This is a genomic window from Pedobacter sp. AJM, assembly GCF_002197755.1.
Lineage (GTDB): Bacteria > Bacteroidota > Bacteroidia > Sphingobacteriales > Sphingobacteriaceae > Pedobacter.
In genome coordinates this window covers 203,303-224,038 of the sequence record NZ_NHOT01000006.1, presented here as the reverse complement: position 1 = coordinate 224,038, position 20,736 = coordinate 203,303, and the positions used below count along the sequence as shown (strand labels likewise).

Sequence of the window (20,736 nt, the reverse complement as noted above, 5' to 3'; positions counted from 1 at the left end):
TATTGGTTAGTGTTCTTCGCAAAAAAAATTACTTATTCAATTAGGGGCTAATTAGACAGCATCCCATAAATAAGTAAAACGTTTTACTACTCAATATTAAAAACTAAAGCCTGCAAATACAATAGTTCTCAGTAACATTTACATGACGGAATGATTAAGTCGGTTTTTTTGGTTGGTGTTATCTCCGGTTAATGTGTTGCATAGGAGTGGTGATTTACCGAGTTTGTTAGTGAAAACGCTACCTGAATGGAAAATCAAATGATAGAAGAATGAATGAATTATCATTATCTCTGAACAATTTTAGCAGGGAATATGATCTGCTGGTTATCCAGCTTGGTTTTAGAAGATAGCTGTCTCAAAATCAACTGAATAATGGCTTCAGCAATTTCCTCCAGTGGCTGTTGTATGGCTGAAATGCCTGGTGTATGGAGTTCGAAAACCTCATGGTCATCATATGCCATCACACTTAAGTTTTTGCCGATTTTTTGTCCGGTTTGTTTCAATACTTTTAGCCCGCTGATGGCCAGGTAATTGGTTGCAAAAAGTATGGCATCTGTTTCTACGGTGCGAAACAGTTTTTCCATCTGCAGCCTGGTTTCATCTTCTTCCTGATTAAAATGAACCTTTAAAACCAGGTTTTCATCATAGGCAATGTCATGGTCCTCAAGTGCTTTCTGATATCCTTCTAAGCGGGCAGTAATTTGCGCCACATCAATATCAGTGGTAATCAGTGAAATTCTCCTTCGTCCCTGTTTAATAAAACTTGCTATGGATTCATATGTCGCTTTAAAATGATCAGCACCAACATAATTGGTATCCAAACCGGGCAAACTCCTGTCAAAAAGAATAACGGGTTTCTGATCAGTTAATAACTGCTGAATATCTTCTTCCAAACCCTTTATCGGCGATATAATATACCCATCAACCTTTCGTGATTTAAACATGTTGATCAGTTCTTTAGCCTTTTCAACATTGTTTTCGGTACTGGAATAAATGATTTTATACCCTTTTTTATAGGCTTTGTCTTCTATCAGGCGTGCAATCCTGGAAAAAAAGGAATTTGAAATATCCTCAATGATTAATCCGATAATATTAGAATTTCCGGTGCGCAGGCTTCTGGCAATCTGGTTGGGCTTATATCCGCTTTCGGCAATTATTTTTTCTACTTTTTTAATTACGGCTTCGCTAATTGATTTATTCCGGGCTTTACCATTAATGATAAAAGAAACTGTGGTGATGGATACGCCAGCTTCAACTGCGATATCTTTTATAGAAAGGGTTTTCATTCAGGGCGTATATTTACTGGGGTACATTTCAGGGTCATCCAGCTGAGATTAACCTGCAATTGGCTAATATAATAATTAATATCAGTTGATTTTAAGAACAGGAAAACTAAAATTTCAGGCTGGAAACAAAAAGAGGCACCATGTGGCGCCTCTTTTTGTTTTGATTAATAACCCGGATTCTGAGCCAGATTCTCATTTAATGTTCTCTGAATCAAAGGAATGGGAAATAATTGCCTGAATGGTGCAGATGGTGTATGATCCCACCATGAGGCGGTATGAAATTTACCAAAACGAATCAGGTCATCCCTTCTGAATCCTTCAAAGACAAACTCACGTCCACGCTCATTCAAAAGCTCATCCAGCGTTAAACTGGCAGTAGTGTATTGATTTGCAGGCCAGTTCGCATCGGTAAAGGCACGTTTTTTACAATCATTAATTAACTGAACAGCCTCTGCGGTAGCTGTACCACCATTTTTACGCATTATTGCCTCGGCTTTAGCAAAATAGATCCATGTCAGACGGTATAAATTCCAGTCGGTACAATTGTAATTTAAATCAATCCCAACCGGATTACCGTTAACAATACCGGCCACATTGTTGCCCAATTTATATTTATTGAAACGGACACCGCTGTTTTCTTCACCCTCACTCATATTTGATACAGTAGAGTTTACCCTGGCGCGGCGAATTTCATCCACAAAATTAATCTGCTGACCGCTGTATTCGTTACCTCCGCTAGCGAGTGCCTCCTTACCATTGTTAAAACGTACCTGAGGCCCCTGTAATAACCAGGTTGTTTTTCTCAGGTCTTCATCTTTGTATTTGTTATAATTTCCGGGCACCATCACAATACCATTGTTTCCGTTTCTGGAACCACCATAAATCTGGTCCTGCTGAAAATGGAAGAATTCTCCGGTCCAGGATGGTTGCGAGTTTGCAATTCTGAATTCGTAGGCAATTGCAAAAATAACCTCCTTAGATAAATCGTTGGTTGACTTAAACTGATCTGTAATATTCGGATCAAGTGCCATTGTACCATTTTGACCGCCGGCTTCACCATTGATTAATTTATTTGCTGCGGCAATACAATCATCCCAACGTGCAGTACCTGTCCAAACTTCAGCATTTAAATACAGTTCTACCAACATGGCATAACCACCGGCCTGTGTCATGCGGCCCAGCATGCTTCTTGAAAGTTTAGGTGCCTTGTCTATATTTTCCTTAATCTCTTTTTCAATAAAGGCAAACACTTCTGCACGTGGCCTGGTTTCCGGTTTCGCCGGAATACCTACCTGGGTTACGATGGGAATATTACCAAAAAGATCCATCAGTTTGAGGTAATGATAGGCCCTGAATAATTTCAATTCAGCGATGTAAGCATCTTTTTCCGCTTGCGTGATGCCCATCTGTGATAAGGAACGTTTCTCGAGATTCCCGATGGGATCATTACAAAATCCCATACCGCCGTACATTAAGGACCAGGCATTGTTTAAAGGTCCGTCATCTACCAGCCAGGAGTGGTAGTGCAGGCGTTTCCACTTACCTCCATCTTCACCATGACGGCCTTTTGTTGGCCAGGCCAGCTGATCGCCGGACAGTTCAGAAGGTCTCCACCAGTTATCCTGCCCTGAAGGTGTTGCCCAGGCATTGGCATGGGTATATGGCCTTAACACCGCTGATAATACTTCATTTTTGTTATTATAATAGTTATCCGTAACCAGCGAGCTGTAAATATTCTCGTCTAACTTGGTACAGCCGTTAAATAAAACAGGCGAGGCCACCAGTACAGACCATATGATTTTTTTAAAATTTTTCATTCTTTCTAATATTAAAATCCAAAATTGACACCGAAAACAAATTGCCTGGTCGTTGGGTAAGGACTTCTGGTATCAATACCCAAACTGCGACCATTAATTTCCTGACCTAAACCGGTATCCTGAATTAAATCGGGATCGTTACCAGAATAGCCTGTTAACAAGGCCAGGTTCTGCCCAACGGCATATACCCGCAGGCTGCGGAAAGCTTTATCTTTAAACTTGAAAGTATAGCCCAGTGTTACCTCATCAACCTTTAAGAAACTTCCTTTTTCCAGATAATAATCAGAATACATATAAGTATCGTTAATCTCTGCATATTTGGTGAAAGCACTATTTAAAAGGTTACCCTGTGTTCCGAATTTGTTTCCGTATGATAAAGCCAGGGTATTCAGCACATCGAAGTCAAGTTTACTTCTCAGGAAAATTCTCAAATCAAATTGTTTGTAGGTGAAGGTATTTCCCAGTGACAGATAGTATTTCGGAATGGCATTTCCGATCAGGGCTAAATCAGTCTGATCACGGAAAGGTGATGTATTGATTTGTGCATTTGGAACAGCCTGACCATTCCGGTTATAGAACAGCCACTTGCCTTCAGGTGTAAAACCGGCAAAGCGTTTACCCCAGAACTCGCCGATATTCCTGCCTTCGTAGGTACGAAAGGCATCTCCGAGATCTCCTGCCCCACCAATACCGCCAAAAGTTCTCATATCCCTTTTGTAGACATCATTGGAATAGGTATCCAGCTTATTATCGATGGTGCTGCCGGCAAAATCGATGTTCCAGCTGAAATTGTTGCTCTTAATGGCCTGATAATTTAATGTTAACTCCAGACCTTTTGCAGAAATTGTTCCTACGTTGGTATAAATGGAACTCTGAACAAAGGGTGGTTGCGGAGAGGTATAGGTATCCAGTAAGTCAACAATATTTCGTTTAAACAAATCAATGGATCCACTTAACCTGTTGTTGAGCATTGAGAAGTCAAGGCCAAAGTTGTATTCCCGTTTACGTTCCCATCTTAAATCAGGATTTGGATTACGTGAGGGACCATAGGTTTGTAACCATTCACCGCTTGGAAAAGGATAAAGGTTTCCAGTGCCCAAGGTAACCAGAGAGGCATAGTTCGCAAAGCCTGAATTACCGGTTTCACCATAACCAGCTCTGATTTTCAGGAAATTAAGCCACTTGGCATTTTCCATGAACTTCTCACGGGTAATTTCATAAGATGCGGAAACTGCAGGAAAGCTTGCCCATTTATTGTTGGCACCAAACCGCGAAGAACCCTCTCTTCTCAATACTGCTTCCACATTTACCTTGCCATCAAAGGTGTAATGAATCCGTCCGAATAATGCGATAAGGGTATTATCATTTTTATTACTTGCCAAACCAACACGGTTTACGCCAATAGGTACACTCCCTAAGTTGTTTTCTTCAAAAATATCATTGGTATAACCTCTGTTATTGGCACTGAAAGATTCGTTGACCTCATAACGGTATGAATACCCAAGCATTCCGGTTAAACGGTGTTTCTCATTGATGGTTTTGTGATATTCTATGGTGGGCTCGAAGTTGAAATTCTCATTCAGTTCCGTTCCTTTATAGGCATACCCCCCGCCAGGTGCATCACCATTTTCAAGGGAATTCTGACTGCGCAACATGCGGTACTGATTATCAACAAACTGATTTCTCTGGTAAGCCACAAAGGTCGAAGCCTTTAAATCTTTTAAGATATCAACATCAATTTTTCCATCTATAGAGTAGGTTTGCTGAGATCTCTTACTGGTTTCCTGTGCTAAACGGGCCACTTCATTGGTGATATTCCGTGTAAACAGATAACTCCCGTCAGGATTGTAGTAAGATTCAGTTGGGTTTTTGGTAAGCACATTTTCCCAGCCACCACCACCTAAAAGATTGGCTTTGTTAATATTAGAGGCCACGTTAAATGCAGCCGTAACGCGATCTTTGAAACCTTTCTGCGTTAAGCTCATCCTGAACTGATATTGTTCTCTGTTATTTTCCCTTGCAAAACCATCCAGTTTGTTATAAGTGAATGAACCGCGATAAGTAGAATTTTCCCCGCCACCAGAAACTGAAAGATTCTGATAGTTGGTTAAATTGTCTTTGTTTACAATATCATTGAAGTAGTTAAAGTCGCCGCCGTAATCCTGCGCCTTATATTGCCCGCTGGCAATTTTCTCCCTAAACTGGCTGGCGCTCATGAAATCAGGACGCTCATATAAGGTTTCATGTTTGACATAACCATTGTAATTAAACTGAGAAGGCCCCTTACGTCCTTTTTTTGTAGTGACCAGAATTACACCGGCATTGGCCCTGGTACCGTAAATGGCTGCAGCCGAACCATCTTTCAAAACAGAGAATGATTCGATATCATCTTGTTGCAACAGGTCTAGATTTCCGCCTGGAATCCCGTCAATTACGATTAAAGGACTGGATGTACCTGAAATGGACGTTACGCCACGAAGCTGAATTGCCACACCAGAGTTTGGATTAGAACTGCTCCTGGTAATTTGTAAACCAGCTACTTTACCCTGTAATAAGTCCAGCGCATTTCTGGCACCACTTTGCCTGAACTGAGAAGTATCTACTTTAGTAATGGCAGAGGTAAGTTCTCTCTGGCTGCGGGTACCATAACCCACTACTACCACATCATCTAACTTGGTATCGGCAGATACGGCCAGCTTGATATTTAAACTGGTTTGTGTACCGATGGTGATATTCTGGGTTTGATAGCCGAGGTAAGTAAATCTGATTACTTCATTTTCATTTGCCTCAATTTTGAACTGCCCGTTGGCATCTGTTACGGTACCCTGGCCGGAGGTAATATTCTGTACCCCTACACCCGGAACACCCAGATTTTTTTCATCAACTACTTTTCCTGTAATCACTTTTCTTACGCTGGCTTTGTGCCAGGGAAATTCGAGCTCGAAAAAGCCTTCGAAATCTTTCCGGTCAGATTCTGCCGAAAAGGCCGGCAAGCTCGACAAAACAATTGCAGAGATACCAGTGAGTTTGAGTAAATTAATTTTCATTAGCGATTTTTTTATAGGTTAATATGAATGCGGATAGGGATTGCTAAACCATTGGCCTTTGTACAGCAGATCAGCTTATTTTATATGCAGGTACCATGATTCATTTCGTAAATAGTAATTCGGTTAGTGATCTGATGATCTTTAGGTCAATATTAATAAAATATCCATTTAATAAAACGTTTTAGTTAGTAAAAAAAGTGTTACAAAAACGTTTTAGTATTTATTAGAAGAATTATTTAAGTTTTAGTTTATAATGCATTTAACCCAGAGGTGATATAAATGTCAATGTTGCAGAAATTCATTTAATGTGTAAGAGAAATAGACATTTAGTTTCCTATTAATGTTTCCCGCGGATTTTAGATGATTTCGCAGATCAGGTCAAGATTATTAAATCGGCGGAAATCAATTTAATCTGCGGGAGAAACGGGCGTTTAGTTTCCTATTAATGTTCCCGCTGATGTTCGCTGATTTCGCAGATCAGGTCAAGATCATAAATGCTACGGAAATTACTTTAATCTGCAGGAGAAACAGGCGTTTAGTTTCCTATTAATGTTTCCCGCTGATGTTCGCTGATTTCGCAGATCAGGTTAAGATCATAAATGCTACGGAAATTACTTTAATCTGCGGGAGAAACAGGCGTTTAGTTTCCTATTAATGTTCCCGCTGATGTTCGCTGATTTCGCAGATCAGGTTAAGATTATTAAATATGCAGAAATCAATTTAATCTGCGGGAGAAACAGGCGTTTAGTTCCCTATTAATGTTCCCGCTGATGTTCGCTGATTTCGCAGATCAGGTCAAGATTATTACATCTGCGGAAATCAATTTAATCTGCGGGAGAAACAGGCGTTTAGTTTCCTATTAATGTTCCCGCTGATGTTCGCTGCTTTCGCAAATCAGGTTGCTTCTCTCTGATTCAAATGTGACCTTACTTGAGGTAGGAATAAATCAATTGTGCTGTTTTTGAAGATGCCCCGGGCGTCCCCATGAGTTTCATCAACGACTCATAATCGCGCAGTACGTCTTTTCGGCCTTCGCCATCCAGGATTTGGAAAAGTTCCTGGTTCAACTTTTGTGAATTGCAGTCTTCCTGAATCAACTCCGTAACAATTTTCTTGTTTACAATCAGGTTAACGAGTGAGATGAATTTAATTTTCACCAGCATCCTGGCTATGGCAATGGATATGGCGCCACCTCTATAAACCACCACCTGCGGCACCTTAAACAAGGCGGTTTCCAGTGTAGCGGTCCCCGAAGCGACAATAGCAGCATGTGCAACGTTCAACAGGTTATAGGTATTATTGAAAAGTAGCCGGACTTTTTTGGTTCCGATAAACTGATGGTAGTAGTCGTCAGAAAAAGTAGGTGCCGCAGCAATAGCAAAAGTATATTCGGGATAATTTTCGGTTACACTTAACATTACCGGCAAAAGCCGTTCAATCTCTTGTTTCCGGCTTCCCGGCAACAGGGCAATTATTTTATCCCCTAAATTATTCTTCGTGCTGAAATTTACATCGGGGCTGAACTGTGCAATTTCATCCAACAGTGGATTACCGACATAATCTACCTCCATCCCCCATTCACGATAAAAATCGACCTCAAATGGCAGGATGCAAAACAGATGATCGACTATTTTTTTGATTTTCAATACCCGCTTCTGATTCCAGGCCCATACTTTAGGTGAAATATAATAACAAACCTTGAGGCCATTGGCTTTTGCAAAATCGGCTATTTTAAGGTTAAACCCCGGGAAATCTATCAAAATCAAAACATCGGGTTTCCATTTCAGCAGGTCATCTTTGCAGGCTTTGAGGTTTTTAAAAATCGTGCGCAAATTCAACACCACTTCCGTAAATCCCATAAAGGCCATATCGGCATAATGTTTAACCAGTTCGCCACCTTCTCCCTGCATTTTATCACCTCCAAAATACCGGAAAACAGCATCGCTATCCTCTGCCTTTAAAGCCTTCATCAGGTTTGCTCCATGTAAATCGCCGGATGCTTCTCCTGCTACGAGGTAATATTTCATAATTTTTATTTTAGCACAAAATCGTCATTGCGGGAGGCACGACGAAGCCATCTTTGATATTGTTATTGTATTCGTTAATCCTTTTTTTGTTCTGGAAGGATTGCTTCACCCCAACTCACACGCCCCTTCTTTAGTTCGCAATGACGCCAGTTTTTTTCAAAAAACTTTATACGTAAAAAAAATAAAAGCGCACAGAAATGTAGCGGCTAAAATTCCTCTTCCAATGTTAAGTTTATGATATCTGAAAAAATATTGCATCACATAAGCATTGACAGCAATACTTCCAATATACAGTAAATCAGCTTTCGCCAATACGGCCACATGATGAATGATGTACCAGGCTAATCCGCATAAAATTGCCGGTATGATTAAACCCAGGCCCAGTCCAATCCAAACTGAATCATTCACTTTCCTCAACTTATCATTCATGTTTAATCAATCAGCCTAAGTTAATGCCATCAGGCGATGAAACCTGAGTGGTCTGACCAGATTTCGCTTTATTCACCATCCCAAAATCCCAGCTGCTTAGGGTTTGAATGGCGTGATGAGCAGTTAAATCAAACTGCACCGGAACTATGGAAACATAGCCATGTTCCAAAGCCCATACATCGGTATCTTCACCATGATCAAAATTTTCAAAAACACCGGTAAGCCAATAATAAGGACGGTTGTATGGATCGGTTCTTTCGTCAAATTCTTCCATCCATTTCGCATTGGCCTGTCTGCAGATCTTAATTCCTTTTAAATCTGCACCCTTTGGGAAATTAACATTTAACAAGGTGCCTTCAGGTAAACCATTGGCTAAAACCTGTTCGCAAATATTTTTAATATACTTTTTGGTATGACTAAAATCAGCATCAGCGGCAAAATCATCCATGGAAAAACCAATAGACGGAATTTTTTCAATGGCGCCTTCTACGGCGGCAGACATGGTACCGGAATAAAGTACATTGATTGAATTGTTTAAGCCGTGGTTAATTCCTGAAACACATAAATCGGGTTTTTTACCTTTGAATATCTTATTCACGGCAATCTTCACACAGTCTACAGGTGTACCACTGCATTTATACATTTCTACTCCTTCATAAATGCTTACTTTATCAAAGCGAATGGGCTTTCCTATTGTAATGGCATGCCCCATTCCACTTTGCGGACTATCAGGTGCAACCACCACCACATGGCCAATTTCCTGCATCACTTCCATCAGGTTTTTGATCCCGGTAGCTGTAATCCCGTCATCATTAACCACTAAAATATTGGGTTTAGAACTTTGCTTTGTCATACCGGTAAAAATACGGATTATTAAATTCAGGCCACAATTAATGGCAATTTAATATACTATTTTCATTAATTCCTGCAATTTTGTTTGAGATTTACAAAAAGCATTTCATTCAACAAAAGAAAGCATATATATTTGGGTAAAAATGAGTGCGCTGTTTATACCAATTGAACAGGCATTTATTTTATAAACCAAAAAAACAATTCAATGAAAATCAAACTATTTACTTTAGCTTGTTTTCTGATTACAGGTACAATTGCCCAGGCACAAAATACCTATCAATGGAAAACAGGGTCATCTGGTGGCTACAGTTATAAATATGTAACAAACGATCCCACCAAGACGCGTTTTTATACTTTAAAGAATGGCCTGACCGTTATTTTATCTCAAAATAATAAAGAACCGAATATTGTTTATAAAATGGCTGTCAGGGCGGGCAGTAATACCGACCCACGCACCAATACCGGCCTTGCACATTACCTGGAGCATTTATTATTTAAAGGAACGGATAAATTCGGAACTTTAAATTACGCCAAAGAAAAACCACTTCTGGATAAAATTGAGGCACTTTACGAAACCTACATTAAAACTACAGATCCGGCAAAACGTAAAGAAATTTATAAAGAAATTGATAAGATTTCAGGAGAGGCGTCCAATTATTCTATCGCGAATGAATATGATAAAATGATGAAATCAATTGGAAGCGGTTCAACCAATGCCCATACTTCGGTAGAGGAAACTGTTTATGAAGAAGATTTTCCATCTAACGCAATCGATAAATTTTTAGCTGTTCAGGCCGAACGTTTCCGTTCACCGGTTTTTCGTATTTTCCATACGGAACTGGAGGCTGTTTATGAAGAGAAAAATATCGGAATGGATAATGACGGACGTAAAATGTATGAAAAAATGCTTAATGCTTTATTTCCAACACATAATTATGGCCAGCAAACCACCATTGGTACCATAGAGCACCTTAAAAATCCTTCATTAGTAGAAATCAGAAAATATTACAATAAATATTATGTGCCTAATAACATGGCCCTGATTATGTCTGGTGATATTAATTATGACGACATAATTAAGAAGGTTGACAAAGATTTCTCCTACATGGTTCCAAAGCCATTTGCACTTTACAACCCTGCTGCTGAAAAACCACTTACACAGATACAAAAAGTTGATATTTATGGCCCAAGCGCAGAAAATTTATATGTAGCTTACCGTGGTTTTGCCCAAAATACCCATCAGAGTTTATTGCTGGATTTAATCGGCAACATCTTATCTAACGGCAAAGCTGGTTTAATGGACATCAACATCAATAAACAACAGAAAATGCTACGTGCCAGTGCAGGTTATAACCAGATGAAAGATTATGGCGTTTTCGTTTTATCAGGTTCACCTAAAGCCGGACAAAGTTTAGAAGAAGCGCAGAAACTATTACTTGAACAGGTTGAACTACTTAAAAAAGGCGAGTTTGATGAGGGACTGATCAAAGCTACTGTAGCCAACGCTAAACTATCGGAATTACAGGCATTTGAGAACAATGATGTACGGGCAGATTATACCATGACTGCCTTTATCCAAAACCGGGGAACCGAATGGGATAAAATGCTGGCTTCAACAGATGCAATGGGTAAAGTAACTAAAAAGGAAATTGTAGATTTTGCCAACAAATTCTTTATCAATAATTATGTTTCTGTTCTGAAACACAAAGGTGAAGATAAGAGCATTTTGAAGGTAGAAAAACCTGCCATAACTGCAGTTAAAACCAATTCGAATGAAGTTTCACCATTTACAAAAAGTATCATTGATGCACCGGTAAAACCAATTGCCCCTAAATTTTTAGATTACACCAAAGACCTTAATTTTGGTAAAGCCGGCATTGCAGATGTAATTACAGTTCAAAACACAGAAAATGAAATCTTCCGCATGAATTATCGTTTTGAGATGGGTTCTTATAACTATAAACTGCTTCCCTATGCATCGCAATACCTCGCTTTCCTAAGCACAGATAAATATTCTGCTGAAGACATCAGTAAAGCTTTTTATAACCTTGCCTGTAACTATAACATCAATGTTGGCACCGATGTAACCACTGTCAGCCTTTCTGGTTTGCAGGAAAACTTTGATAAAGCAACGGCTTTGTTAGAAGATGTATTGGCAAACTGTAAGCCAAATGAAAAAGCACTGGAAGATCTTAAAGGGAGGATTTTAAAATTAAGGGAAAACACAAAATTAAACAAGTCGTCAATTTTAAGCGGCTTGATGAGTTATGCACAATATGGTACTGATAACCCATTTAATTATGGCCTTAGCAACGATGAAATTAAAAACATGAAATCATCTGATTTAATTTATCTGCTGCACAATCTAAGCAATTACCAACATACCATTACTTATTACGGGCCTAAAACCTTAGCTGCTTTTTCTGCAGATATTGTAAAGGTACATCCGTTAGCCAAAGAGTTTACACCGGCAGCACCATTGAAGAAATTTGTTTACACCAAAACAGATTCTAACAAAGTATATTTCGCAGATTATGACATGGTGCAGGCTGAAATCCGCTGGGTAAGAAATGGCGGTTTATATGATCCTTTAAATGCAGCCAAAATTAGTTTATTTAACAACTATTTCGGTGGTGGCATGGGCTCTATCGTATTCCAGACTATCCGCGAATCAAAAGCCTTGGCTTACTCTACATTTGCGGTTTATTCTTCTCCAAACAGTAAGGATAAAGAAAATGCAGTAGTGGCTTATGTAGGTACCCAGGCTGATAAAATGAATGAAGCCGTTGCGGGCATGAATGAATTGCTTACTACTTTACCAGAATCAGATAAGTCTTTCAATCTTTCCAAAGCCAATTCATTGAACAGTATTGAAACTTCCAGGATTACAAAAGATGGCATTATCGCCAGTTATTTTTCAGATAAAAAGTTAGGATTTGATCATGATTCCAGAATAGATGAATATGCCAACCTTAAACCATTAAGTTTTTCGGATGTAAACACTTTCCATCATGATAATTTATCTGCAAAGCCTTACAACTATTGCGTTGTTGCTTCTGAGAAAAAAATTAACATGACTGATTTAGCCAAATTTGGTCCGGTTACTAAATTAACATTGGAGCAGATTTTCGGATACTAAGTAAGACTAAAGCAAAAGCTTAAAGAATAAAGTAAAAAGCGATTTCTGGAAACAGAAATCGCTTTTTTTATAGCTGTTGGTCTGGAAATATTTTCGAGATTATTGATCTGTGGATTTGTAATCCGCTTTAATAAAATATCCCCAACATCTCATCAGTCTCCATCTGCATGCTAATAAATTACAGCCATTTCAATGCCCCTAAAATTTCTTGAATCGAAAACTTTGCCCCGCAAACAAATTCATCGGCCGCACCATAATACAGGGTTAATTCATCACCATTTACCAGATGACCGTTGGTAAACACCACCTCCCCAAAGAAACCATTTATTTCATAATCAGTTGTTGGTACCATAATCGGGTATTCCGTTTGGGCCAATACTTTTGACGGATCTGCCAAATCCATTAAAAAAGCCCCTAAACAGTATTGGTGTTTTTCATTTGCACCATGATAAATTTCAAGCCAACCTTGTGCGGTTCTGATTGGAGCTGCCCCTGCTCCTACACGTTTGCTATCCCATTGATGCTTTCTTGTTTTGATGATGCATTGATGGTTTCCCCAGTGGATTCCGTCAGGCGATTCTGCCAGCCAGATATAATTCCCTCCTAAATCAACACTACTCGGACGGTGAAGCGCATAAAACTTTCCGTTAATTTTTTCTTCAAAAATGGCGCAATCTTTATTATGCGGAGAAATGATCATACCGTGCTTTTCAAAGGTCTTCCAATTTTTGGTGGTACGAAGCCCCACACCTACTCCATGTACAGATACCGCGGTATAGGTAAGGTAATAAGTATCGTCAATTTGAGCAACCCGGCAGTCTTCTATTCCAAAGGTTTCATTTTTGCCCTCCCCCAGTAATAACGGGAATCCTTCAGGCTGATAGAAATGAACACCATCTTCACTGCAAACCAAACGGAGGTGCGAAAGTGTGGTTAAATAATCCATTCCTTTATAACGGATGACTCTTGGGTCGTCTGCTATCAGTTCAGGATCATTTTCTTCTATCGATATTATCTCCATTCCTCCATCTTTCAGTACGGGAAAAGAAATGATACCAGGTTCTTGCTTGGGCCGCTCTGCAACCCTGATGATCATCCAGACTTTTCCCTGAAATCTAAATACGCCAGGATTTAATAAACAGGCTATTTCCAAACCTGGCCTGCTCGGAACCAAATCCATTGGTGAAAGAATTGGATTTTCTGAAAATCTTTTAATCTGTTCGTTCATCATACGCATTTAAAACTGTTGCTTATCTACCAAAACTATGAATAGCAATAACCACTTGCCCATAATTTTATTGTTTGATTGAATGACATTAATACTTCGCAAGGATTCATTATGCTCACTAAGAATCAGTTGATCTTACACAAGATTAAGCATATAAAGCTTATTAAAAGTTTCATTTTTAAAACATTCGCTTTCATTCTCTTCAAAAAGAAACTAATTCCGGAAAAATCACTCAAAAAACAACAAATAACCAAGAAATATCAATCATGTTCCCCATAAATTAAATTTAAAAACAAGATCACACTTAGAAAAGTGTTAAAATTTACATCTGGATATTTTTCTGACTATTTTTTACTTAAATTCCATTGTCATCCCCTAAATCATTCAATTACACTAAACAAAACTAAACAATTAATAAAAAAACTACTACTTAGCATGGTTTTAACTTTCGGGTTAATTTCATTTGCTTTCGCACAAAGCAAAATGATTAGCGGTAAAGTTACATCTGGCTCCTCTGGTCCTATACCAGGTGTGAGTGTCTTTGTAAAAGGCTCACCATCCAACATCACGCAAAGTGATGCCACCGGAAATTATAAATTAAATGTTGCCGACAATGCAAAAACACTTGTTTTTAGTTTTATCGGCTATACCACTTTAGAACTGCCCATTAACGGAACAACAGTTAATGCCAGTCTTAAAGAAGAAAACACTACACTTTCTGATGTTGTAGTGGTGGGGTATGGTACGCAAAATAAACGGGATGTATCCGGATCGGTTGCTTCTGTAAAATCAAAAGATCTGGAGAACTTACCTGTAACCAGTTTTGAACAAGCTTTGCAAGGTAAGGCTGCCGGTGTGCAAATATCTGCACAAAACGGAAAAATCGGCCAGGGCATTACGGTTAGGGTTCGTGGTGCCGCTTCTGTTACTGCAGGTAGCGAACCGCTTTATATTGTAGATGGAATCCCCATTACTTCAGGAAATTTCTCAGCAACGTCATCTCCTACAAGTGCACTCGCAGATTTGAATACCAATGATATAGAATCTATCGAAGTGCTAAAAGATGCATCAGCTTCTGCCATTTATGGTGCCAGGGCATCAAACGGTGTTGTGCTAATTACCACTAAACAAGGTAAGACAGGTAAAACATTAATCCAGTTTAATGCGCTCGGCGGAATAAGTACACCCTCAAATCATAGAGAATTTCTGAATGCCGAACAGTATGTTCAACTTATCAGAAGAGCCGGACAAGGTGCTGCTAATCAGGATTTTTTAAATGGAGATTATACCACATTGCAGGAAGCACTTGATGATTATAGTTCCATTGTTGAAGGCAGACTAAATCGTTATTCGGCAGGAAACAATGATTATCAAACCTATAAAGTGAATAAGAACTGGGAAAGAGAATCTTATCAGGATAATCCTGTAACACAACAGTATGATTTAAACTTTACTGGCGGCAACGAAAAAACAAAATTTTACATTGGTGGACAGGCACTCAATCAAAATGGTATTTTAGTGGGTAATAGCTATAAGCGCTACAGCGGAAGATTAAACCTGACCAATAAGGCAACAGATTTTCTGGAGGTTGGTATAAATTTGAATTTTTCTAATAGTATCAATAACCGTCTATCCAATGATAATGCTTTTTCTAGTCCATTACAATCAGTGGCCTTATCTCCCATTACGCCATTTATCGATCCAAGATCTGGCTTAATCAGCGGAACTTTACCTGGAGCTGCAACAAATTATCCTGTTTATTATAATCCATTTATTAGCATCGAAAATGCTGCATACAAAGCAACTGTATACCGCACCATAGGGAAAGCATTCGCCAATGTTAACATTGCCAAAGGATTAAAATTCAGCACAGATTTTTCTATTGACAATTTAAACCAGAATGAAGAAAGTTATTATGGTTCACTAACATTTAGAAATACAGGCACTTCCAATGGCGATGGACAAAATATCTCCACATTCGTAATCAATGCCAACACAAACAATTTCTTTAGCTACAATACCACGGCAGGCAAAAGTACTTTTGATGCTATTTTAGGAACAAGTTATCAAAAATCTACTACCAAATTTAGCAGCATTGAGGGCCAGGATTTCCCGAGTGATGCCTATATTAAGTTAGGCTCTGCGGCAACGAAGGTAGTTGCCCTGAGCAATGAAAGTGCCTTTAGTTTTCTTTCCTATTTTTTCAGAGCCAATTACAAATACAATAACCGTTATTTAGTTGGCCTTAGTGTTAGAGCAGATGGTTCATCCCGTTTTGGCGCAAACCACAGATATGGATATTTTCCTGCAGGATCGGTGGCATGGATTGCTTCAGAAGAAGATTTTCTGAAAAATAGTGAAACAGTTAGCTTATTGAAAATTAGAGCAAGTTATGGTCTTACCGGTAATGCAGAAATTGGTAACTATTCAGCAAGAGGCCTGTTTGCCGGAACGGGTGCTTATGGAGGCATAGCTGGTCAGATCCCATCACAAATTGCCAATCCAGACTTAACCTGGGAAAAAACAAAACAACTGGATCTTGGATTTGATTTTGGCTTATTAAAAAACAGGATTACGGGCACCTTTGATTTCTATCAGAAAAACACCACAGATTTATTGCTGGATGTGCGAATTCCCCAAACTACGGGTTTTGGTATTAAGACACAAAACTTGGGTGCCTTGAAAAATAATGGCTTTGAACTGGGCATCAATACTGAAAATTTTGTTGGTGACTTTAAATGGTCTACGGCCATTACAGGTGCCATCAATAATAACAAAATCACGAATCTGGGCGGACAGATCCTAAACTCGAATGAAATCAATGCCGCGGTGGAAGGACAGCCCATTGGTGTATTTTATTTACCAGAATATGCCGGTGTCAATCCAGCCAATGGCGATGCCCTGTATTACTTAAATACCGTAGACCCAAGCACAGGAACCATTAACAGAGGCACAACCACTAATATTAATGAGGCCGCAAGAATATTTGCCGGCAACCCAAACCCTAAATATACCTTCGGTTTAAACAATACATTTTCTTATCAGAACTTTGATTTAACTGTGTTTTTTCAAGGCGTATCTGGCAATAAAATATTTAATGCCGGTGGGCAGTACATGAGTGCAAATGGTTCAAACGGATACGATAACCAGACGGTTGATCAGATGCAATACTGGAATAAGCCAGGTGATATCACTTCCGTTCCTGAACCCAGGTTAGGTTATGGAAACGGAGTAGGATTCTCAACCAAATATATATCAGATGGCAATTATGTCCGCCTAAAAACCTTAACCCTAGGCTATACTTTTCCTGCATCAGTTTTAACGAAGATTAAACTTAGTAAACTGAGACTTTATGCCACAGCCCAAAACCTGGCAACGATTACGGGTTACAAAGGCTGGGACCCGGAGGTTAATGCAGATTATCAATCTACAAACATTAACCAGGGTGTAGATTTTTATTCTGCCCCACAGCCGCGGGTAATTTCACTTGGCATAAACATAGGTTTATAATTTACAGACGAATCAACATGAAAAATACATATAAATATACTTTGCTTTTTGCATCTGCAGTACTTTCTGTAGCCTCATCATGTAAAAAAGCACTTGAAATTTCTCCGGTAAATACCATTGAACAGAGCAATGCATTACGCACTTCAAAAGATGTTGAGGCTGCGCTGGTAGGTTCTTATTCGGCACTTGGAAGCAGAAATCTTTATGGTGGCAGACCATTTTTAATGGCCGATTTCTTAGCAAATACCGATGCCATTGAATGGTATGGAACTTATGCCGAACTTACTCAAACCATCAATAAATCGCTATTAAAAACAAATACCTTTGTAAATAATATTTGGGCGGATAGTTATACCGCAATTAATGATGTCAATAATGTACTGGCAGCGATTGATAAAGTAGATGCCGCGAAAAAAAATAAGGTTGAAGGTGAAGCCAAATTTATCAGAGGTTCGGTTTATTTTGACTTGGTAAGACTGTTTGGTAAGGCATATAATGATGGATCACCATCAACCAACCCAGGGGTACCTATAGTACTAAGTCCTACTATAAATATTACTGATGGAAGTTATGTTAGCAGAGCAAATGTTGCCGCTGTATACACGCAAGCTATTGCTGATTTAACCGATGCGGAGGCTAAGTTACCAGCAACTAATGGTTTCTTTGCTACAAAATTCGCAGCGGCAGGCATGCTGGCCCGAATCTACCTGCAAATGGGAAACTATGCAGCAGCTGGAGCAGCAGCCAATCGTGTGATTACATCTGGCAATTATAACTTAATAAATACTTTTATTGCAGCATTCCCTAAAATGCCAGAACCAGGAAATTCAGGTCAACCAGCAGACAATACAAAAGAAGATGTCTTTGCAATTCAAGTGAGAACCTTAACAGGCTTTAACGCTTATAATGAATTTTATGCCTCATCAACCTATGGTGGACGTGGAGATGCTGTGATTTCGAAAAATTGGATTGAACGTACTTACAGCACGGATGATGATCGAATTAATGCCTTTTATGATGATGGAGATATGTTCACTTCTAAGTTCGGCAACCAATATGGAAATGTTCCAATTATTAGATTGGCTGAAATGTACCTGATTAGAGCTGAATGTAATGTACGTTTGGCCCCTGCCACACCAATTGGTGGACAAACTCCTCTACAGGATTTGGACGTAATTAGAAATAGGGCTGGATTAACTGCAACCACAGCAACTTTAACGGATATCCTGACCGAAAGAAAACTTGAACTTGCTTTTGAGGGCTTTGCGCTTCATGATGCTAAGCGAACGCAAACCAATATCGGATCTATTCCATGGAATGCAAATCAACTGGTGTTCCCAATTCCGCAAATTGAAATTGATGCCAACAAAAATATTGTTCAAAATCCAGGTTACTAAACAAAAAATGCTCCCGGAAATCGGGAGCATTTTTTGTTTAAATCAATATTACACTACTTCAAAGCTTTAGCCGCTTCAATAATTTCATCTACCACAGCCGGATCCAACAATGTTGAGGTATCACCCAAATTTGAAGTATCACCCTCTGCTACTTTCCTTAATATTCTCCGCATAATTTTACCGGAACGTGTTTTAGGCAAGCCTGAAACAAAAAGAATTTTATCGGGCTTAGCAATTGCGCCAATAACACGTGTTACGGTTTGAAGGATATCTTTTTTAGTCAGTTCAGCTTCACCATGCATTTCAGGGTTAATCACGAAGGCATAAATGCCTTGCCCCTTGACATCGTGTGGATAACCTACAACCGCACTTTCCACTACTCCAGCATGCATATTGATGGCATTCTCCACTTCAGCAGTCCCGATCCGATGCCCTGAAACATTTAAAACATCATCAACACGCCCGGTAATTCTGTAATAACCATCCTCATCGCGTAAGCACCCGTCTCCTGTAAAATATAAATTTGGATAAGTAGAAAAATAAGTCTGTTTACACCGCTCATGGTCTCCATAAGTAGTTCGCAGCATTCCAGGCCATGGAAATTTAATACACAGATTCCCCATTACACCATTCCCAACAATTTCCTGCCCGTTTTCATCAACCAGAATAGGCTGAATGCCAGGCAAAGGCAAGGTTGCAAAACTAGGTTTGGTAGGTGTTACTGTAGCGATGGGCGAAATCATGATCCCTCCGGTTTCTGTTTGCCACCAGGTATCAACAATAGGCGCTTTACCCTTTCCTATTTTTTCATCGAACCAGTGCCAGGCTTCTTCGTTAATAGGTTCTCCTACCGATCCTAAAACGCGGATGCTGCTCAGGTCTTTCCCTTCAAGTGGTTCATCACCATAACTCATTAAAGACCGAATTGCTGTTGGCGCCGTATATAAAGTATTTACTTTGTGTTTTTCTACAACATCCCAAAAACGGGATGGGGTTGGATAAGTAGGGATGCCTTCAAATAATACTGAAGTTGCACCTTGAGACAGCGGACCGTAAACAATGTAAGAGTGACCCGTAATCCAGCCAATATCTGCCGTACAGAAATAAACTTCCCCCGGCTGGTAATTGAAGACGTTGGCAAATGTATAACCGGCATAAACCATGTAGCCGCCACAGGTATGCACAACACCTTTTGGTTTTCCGGTTGAACCGGATGTATAAAGAATGAAAAGCATGTCTTCTGCATCCATTTCTTCCGCTTCACAAATATCATTAACATGCTTCACTTCATCTTCCCACCATACATCACGACCTTTTAACATGGAAACAGGCGTACGCACATGTGTCAGCACAATACATTTTTCTACCGTTGGGCAACCAATCAGTGCATCATCAATTACATCCTTTAAAGGAATCTGTTTACTTCCGCGATAGGCACCATCTGCTGTGATCACCACTTTACATTGCGAATCATTAATACGATCGGCGATTGATTTAGCAGAAAAACCGCCAAAAATGACGGAGTGAACGGCACCGATTCTGGCACAAGCCAAAACAGCGATCGCCAGTTCCGGAACCATTGGCATATAGATACAAATGCGGTCGCCTTTTTTTGCACCATTGCGTTTTAATACATTGGCAAAGCGGCAAACACGTTCATGCAGCATTTTATAGGTAAGCGTAACGCTTTCTTCTTCAGGATTATTGGGTTCCCAGATGATGGCTGGTTGATCACCGCTTTTTTCCAGGTGGCGATCCAGACAATTTTCGGTAATATTCAGTTTTGCACCTTCAAACCATTTGATTTCAGGTGCTTCAAAATTCCATGACAATACCTTAAACCAAGGTTTACGCCATTGAAAATTCTGCGCAACCTCCCCCCAGAACTGTTCCGGATTTTCTACGCTTTTTTTGAAATCTTCCTCGTATTGCTTAAAAGATGTAATTTGCATTGCTCAATTATATGTTTTGGATTAGTATCGGCTAATTTAATTAAATAATGAT

Annotated in this window: 11 protein-coding genes; 3 read left to right on the top strand and 8 right to left on the bottom strand. The window is 39.4% G+C overall.

The features are described 5' to 3' along the window. Positions 1-284: 284 nt before the first annotated feature. The 6 genes from CBW18_RS14345 to surE all read right to left on the bottom strand — a co-directional run bounded on the left by CBW18_RS14345 (position 285) and on the right by surE (position 9,459). Positions 285-1,286, bottom strand: a complete 1,002-nt coding sequence (locus CBW18_RS14345; RefSeq protein ID WP_088302003.1) for a LacI family DNA-binding transcriptional regulator — start codon at positions 1,284-1,286, stop codon at positions 285-287. A 164-nt stretch (positions 1,287-1,450) separates the two neighbouring features. After that, complete coding sequence (locus tag CBW18_RS14340; RefSeq protein ID WP_088302002.1) at positions 1,451-3,103, bottom strand: RagB/SusD family nutrient uptake outer membrane protein; 1,653 nt, start codon at positions 3,101-3,103, stop codon at positions 1,451-1,453. An 11-nt stretch (positions 3,104-3,114) separates the two neighbouring features. Beyond that, entirely contained in the window at positions 3,115-6,150 is a 3,036-nt protein-coding gene (locus CBW18_RS14335) for a SusC/RagA family TonB-linked outer membrane protein (protein ID WP_088302001.1), read from the bottom strand. Positions 6,151-7,076: 926 nt separating this feature from the next. Further along, the gene (gene lpxB, locus CBW18_RS14330; RefSeq protein ID WP_088302000.1) at positions 7,077-8,177 is read right to left on the bottom strand and encodes a lipid-A-disaccharide synthase; all 1,101 of its coding nucleotides are present in this window, start codon (positions 8,175-8,177) and stop codon (positions 7,077-7,079) included. 156 nt (positions 8,178-8,333) lie between these two features. Beyond that, entirely contained in the window at positions 8,334-8,606 is a 273-nt protein-coding gene (locus CBW18_RS14325) for a stationary phase survival protein SurE (protein ID WP_088301999.1), read from the bottom strand. Positions 8,607-8,616: 10 nt separating this feature from the next. Beyond that, a complete protein-coding gene (gene surE / locus CBW18_RS14320) occupies positions 8,617-9,459 on the bottom strand; it encodes a 5'/3'-nucleotidase SurE (RefSeq protein ID WP_088301998.1) in 843 nt (280 codons plus the stop codon). Between the two features lie 204 nt (positions 9,460-9,663). Here surE and CBW18_RS14315 point away from each other — a divergent pair, with 204 nt between their 5' ends. Then, on the top strand, positions 9,664-12,597 hold the full coding sequence (locus tag CBW18_RS14315; RefSeq protein ID WP_088301997.1) for a pitrilysin family protein: 2,934 nt from the start codon (positions 9,664-9,666) through the stop codon (positions 12,595-12,597). Positions 12,598-12,775: 178 nt separating this feature from the next. Here CBW18_RS14315 and CBW18_RS14310 read toward each other — a convergent pair whose 3' ends face one another. Then, positions 12,776-13,828, bottom strand: a complete 1,053-nt coding sequence (locus tag CBW18_RS14310; RefSeq protein ID WP_322974788.1) for a glycoside hydrolase family 130 protein — start codon at positions 13,826-13,828, stop codon at positions 12,776-12,778. Positions 13,829-14,260: 432 nt separating this feature from the next. On the opposite strand from CBW18_RS14310, the gene CBW18_RS14305 reads away from it, so the two are divergent. Together CBW18_RS14305 and CBW18_RS14300 are read left to right on the top strand one after the other, a co-directional pair. Then, positions 14,261-17,335 (top strand): TonB-dependent receptor, encoded by a 3,075-nt coding sequence (locus CBW18_RS14305; RefSeq protein ID WP_088301995.1) that lies wholly within the window; start codon positions 14,261-14,263, stop codon positions 17,333-17,335. 17 nt (positions 17,336-17,352) lie between these two features. Further along, on the top strand, positions 17,353-18,732 hold the full coding sequence (locus CBW18_RS14300; protein WP_088301994.1) for a RagB/SusD family nutrient uptake outer membrane protein: 1,380 nt from the start codon (positions 17,353-17,355) through the stop codon (positions 18,730-18,732). Between the two features lie 53 nt (positions 18,733-18,785). Here CBW18_RS14300 and acs read toward each other — a convergent pair whose 3' ends face one another. Next, positions 18,786-20,684 (bottom strand): acetate--CoA ligase, encoded by a 1,899-nt coding sequence (gene acs / locus CBW18_RS14295; RefSeq protein ID WP_088301993.1) that lies wholly within the window; start codon positions 20,682-20,684, stop codon positions 18,786-18,788. Positions 20,685-20,736 lie beyond the last annotated feature (52 nt).

Excerpts from the sequence above, each read along its gene's own strand:
- CBW18_RS14345 (WP_088302003.1), bottom strand. The coding sequence starts at position 1,286 with ATGAAAACCCTTTCTATAAAAGATATCGCAGTTGAAGCTGGCGTATCC.
- CBW18_RS14340 (WP_088302002.1), bottom strand. The coding sequence starts at position 3,103 with ATGAAAAATTTTAAAAAAATCATATGGTCTGTACTGGTGGCCTCGCCT.
- CBW18_RS14335 (WP_088302001.1), bottom strand. The coding sequence starts at position 6,150 with ATGAAAATTAATTTACTCAAACTCACTGGTATCTCTGCAATTGTTTTG.
- lpxB (WP_088302000.1), bottom strand. The coding sequence starts at position 8,177 with ATGAAATATTACCTCGTAGCAGGAGAAGCATCCGGCGATTTACATGGA.
- CBW18_RS14325 (WP_088301999.1), bottom strand. The coding sequence starts at position 8,606 with ATGAATGATAAGTTGAGGAAAGTGAATGATTCAGTTTGGATTGGACTG.
- surE (WP_088301998.1), bottom strand. The coding sequence starts at position 9,459 with ATGACAAAGCAAAGTTCTAAACCCAATATTTTAGTGGTTAATGATGAC.
- CBW18_RS14315 (WP_088301997.1), top strand. The coding sequence starts at position 9,664 with ATGAAAATCAAACTATTTACTTTAGCTTGTTTTCTGATTACAGGTACA.
- CBW18_RS14310 (WP_322974788.1), bottom strand. The coding sequence starts at position 13,828 with ATGATGAACGAACAGATTAAAAGATTTTCAGAAAATCCAATTCTTTCA.
- CBW18_RS14305 (WP_088301995.1), top strand. The coding sequence starts at position 14,261 with ATGGTTTTAACTTTCGGGTTAATTTCATTTGCTTTCGCACAAAGCAAA.
- CBW18_RS14300 (WP_088301994.1), top strand. The coding sequence starts at position 17,353 with ATGAAAAATACATATAAATATACTTTGCTTTTTGCATCTGCAGTACTT.
- acs (WP_088301993.1), bottom strand. The coding sequence starts at position 20,684 with ATGCAAATTACATCTTTTAAGCAATACGAGGAAGATTTCAAAAAAAGC.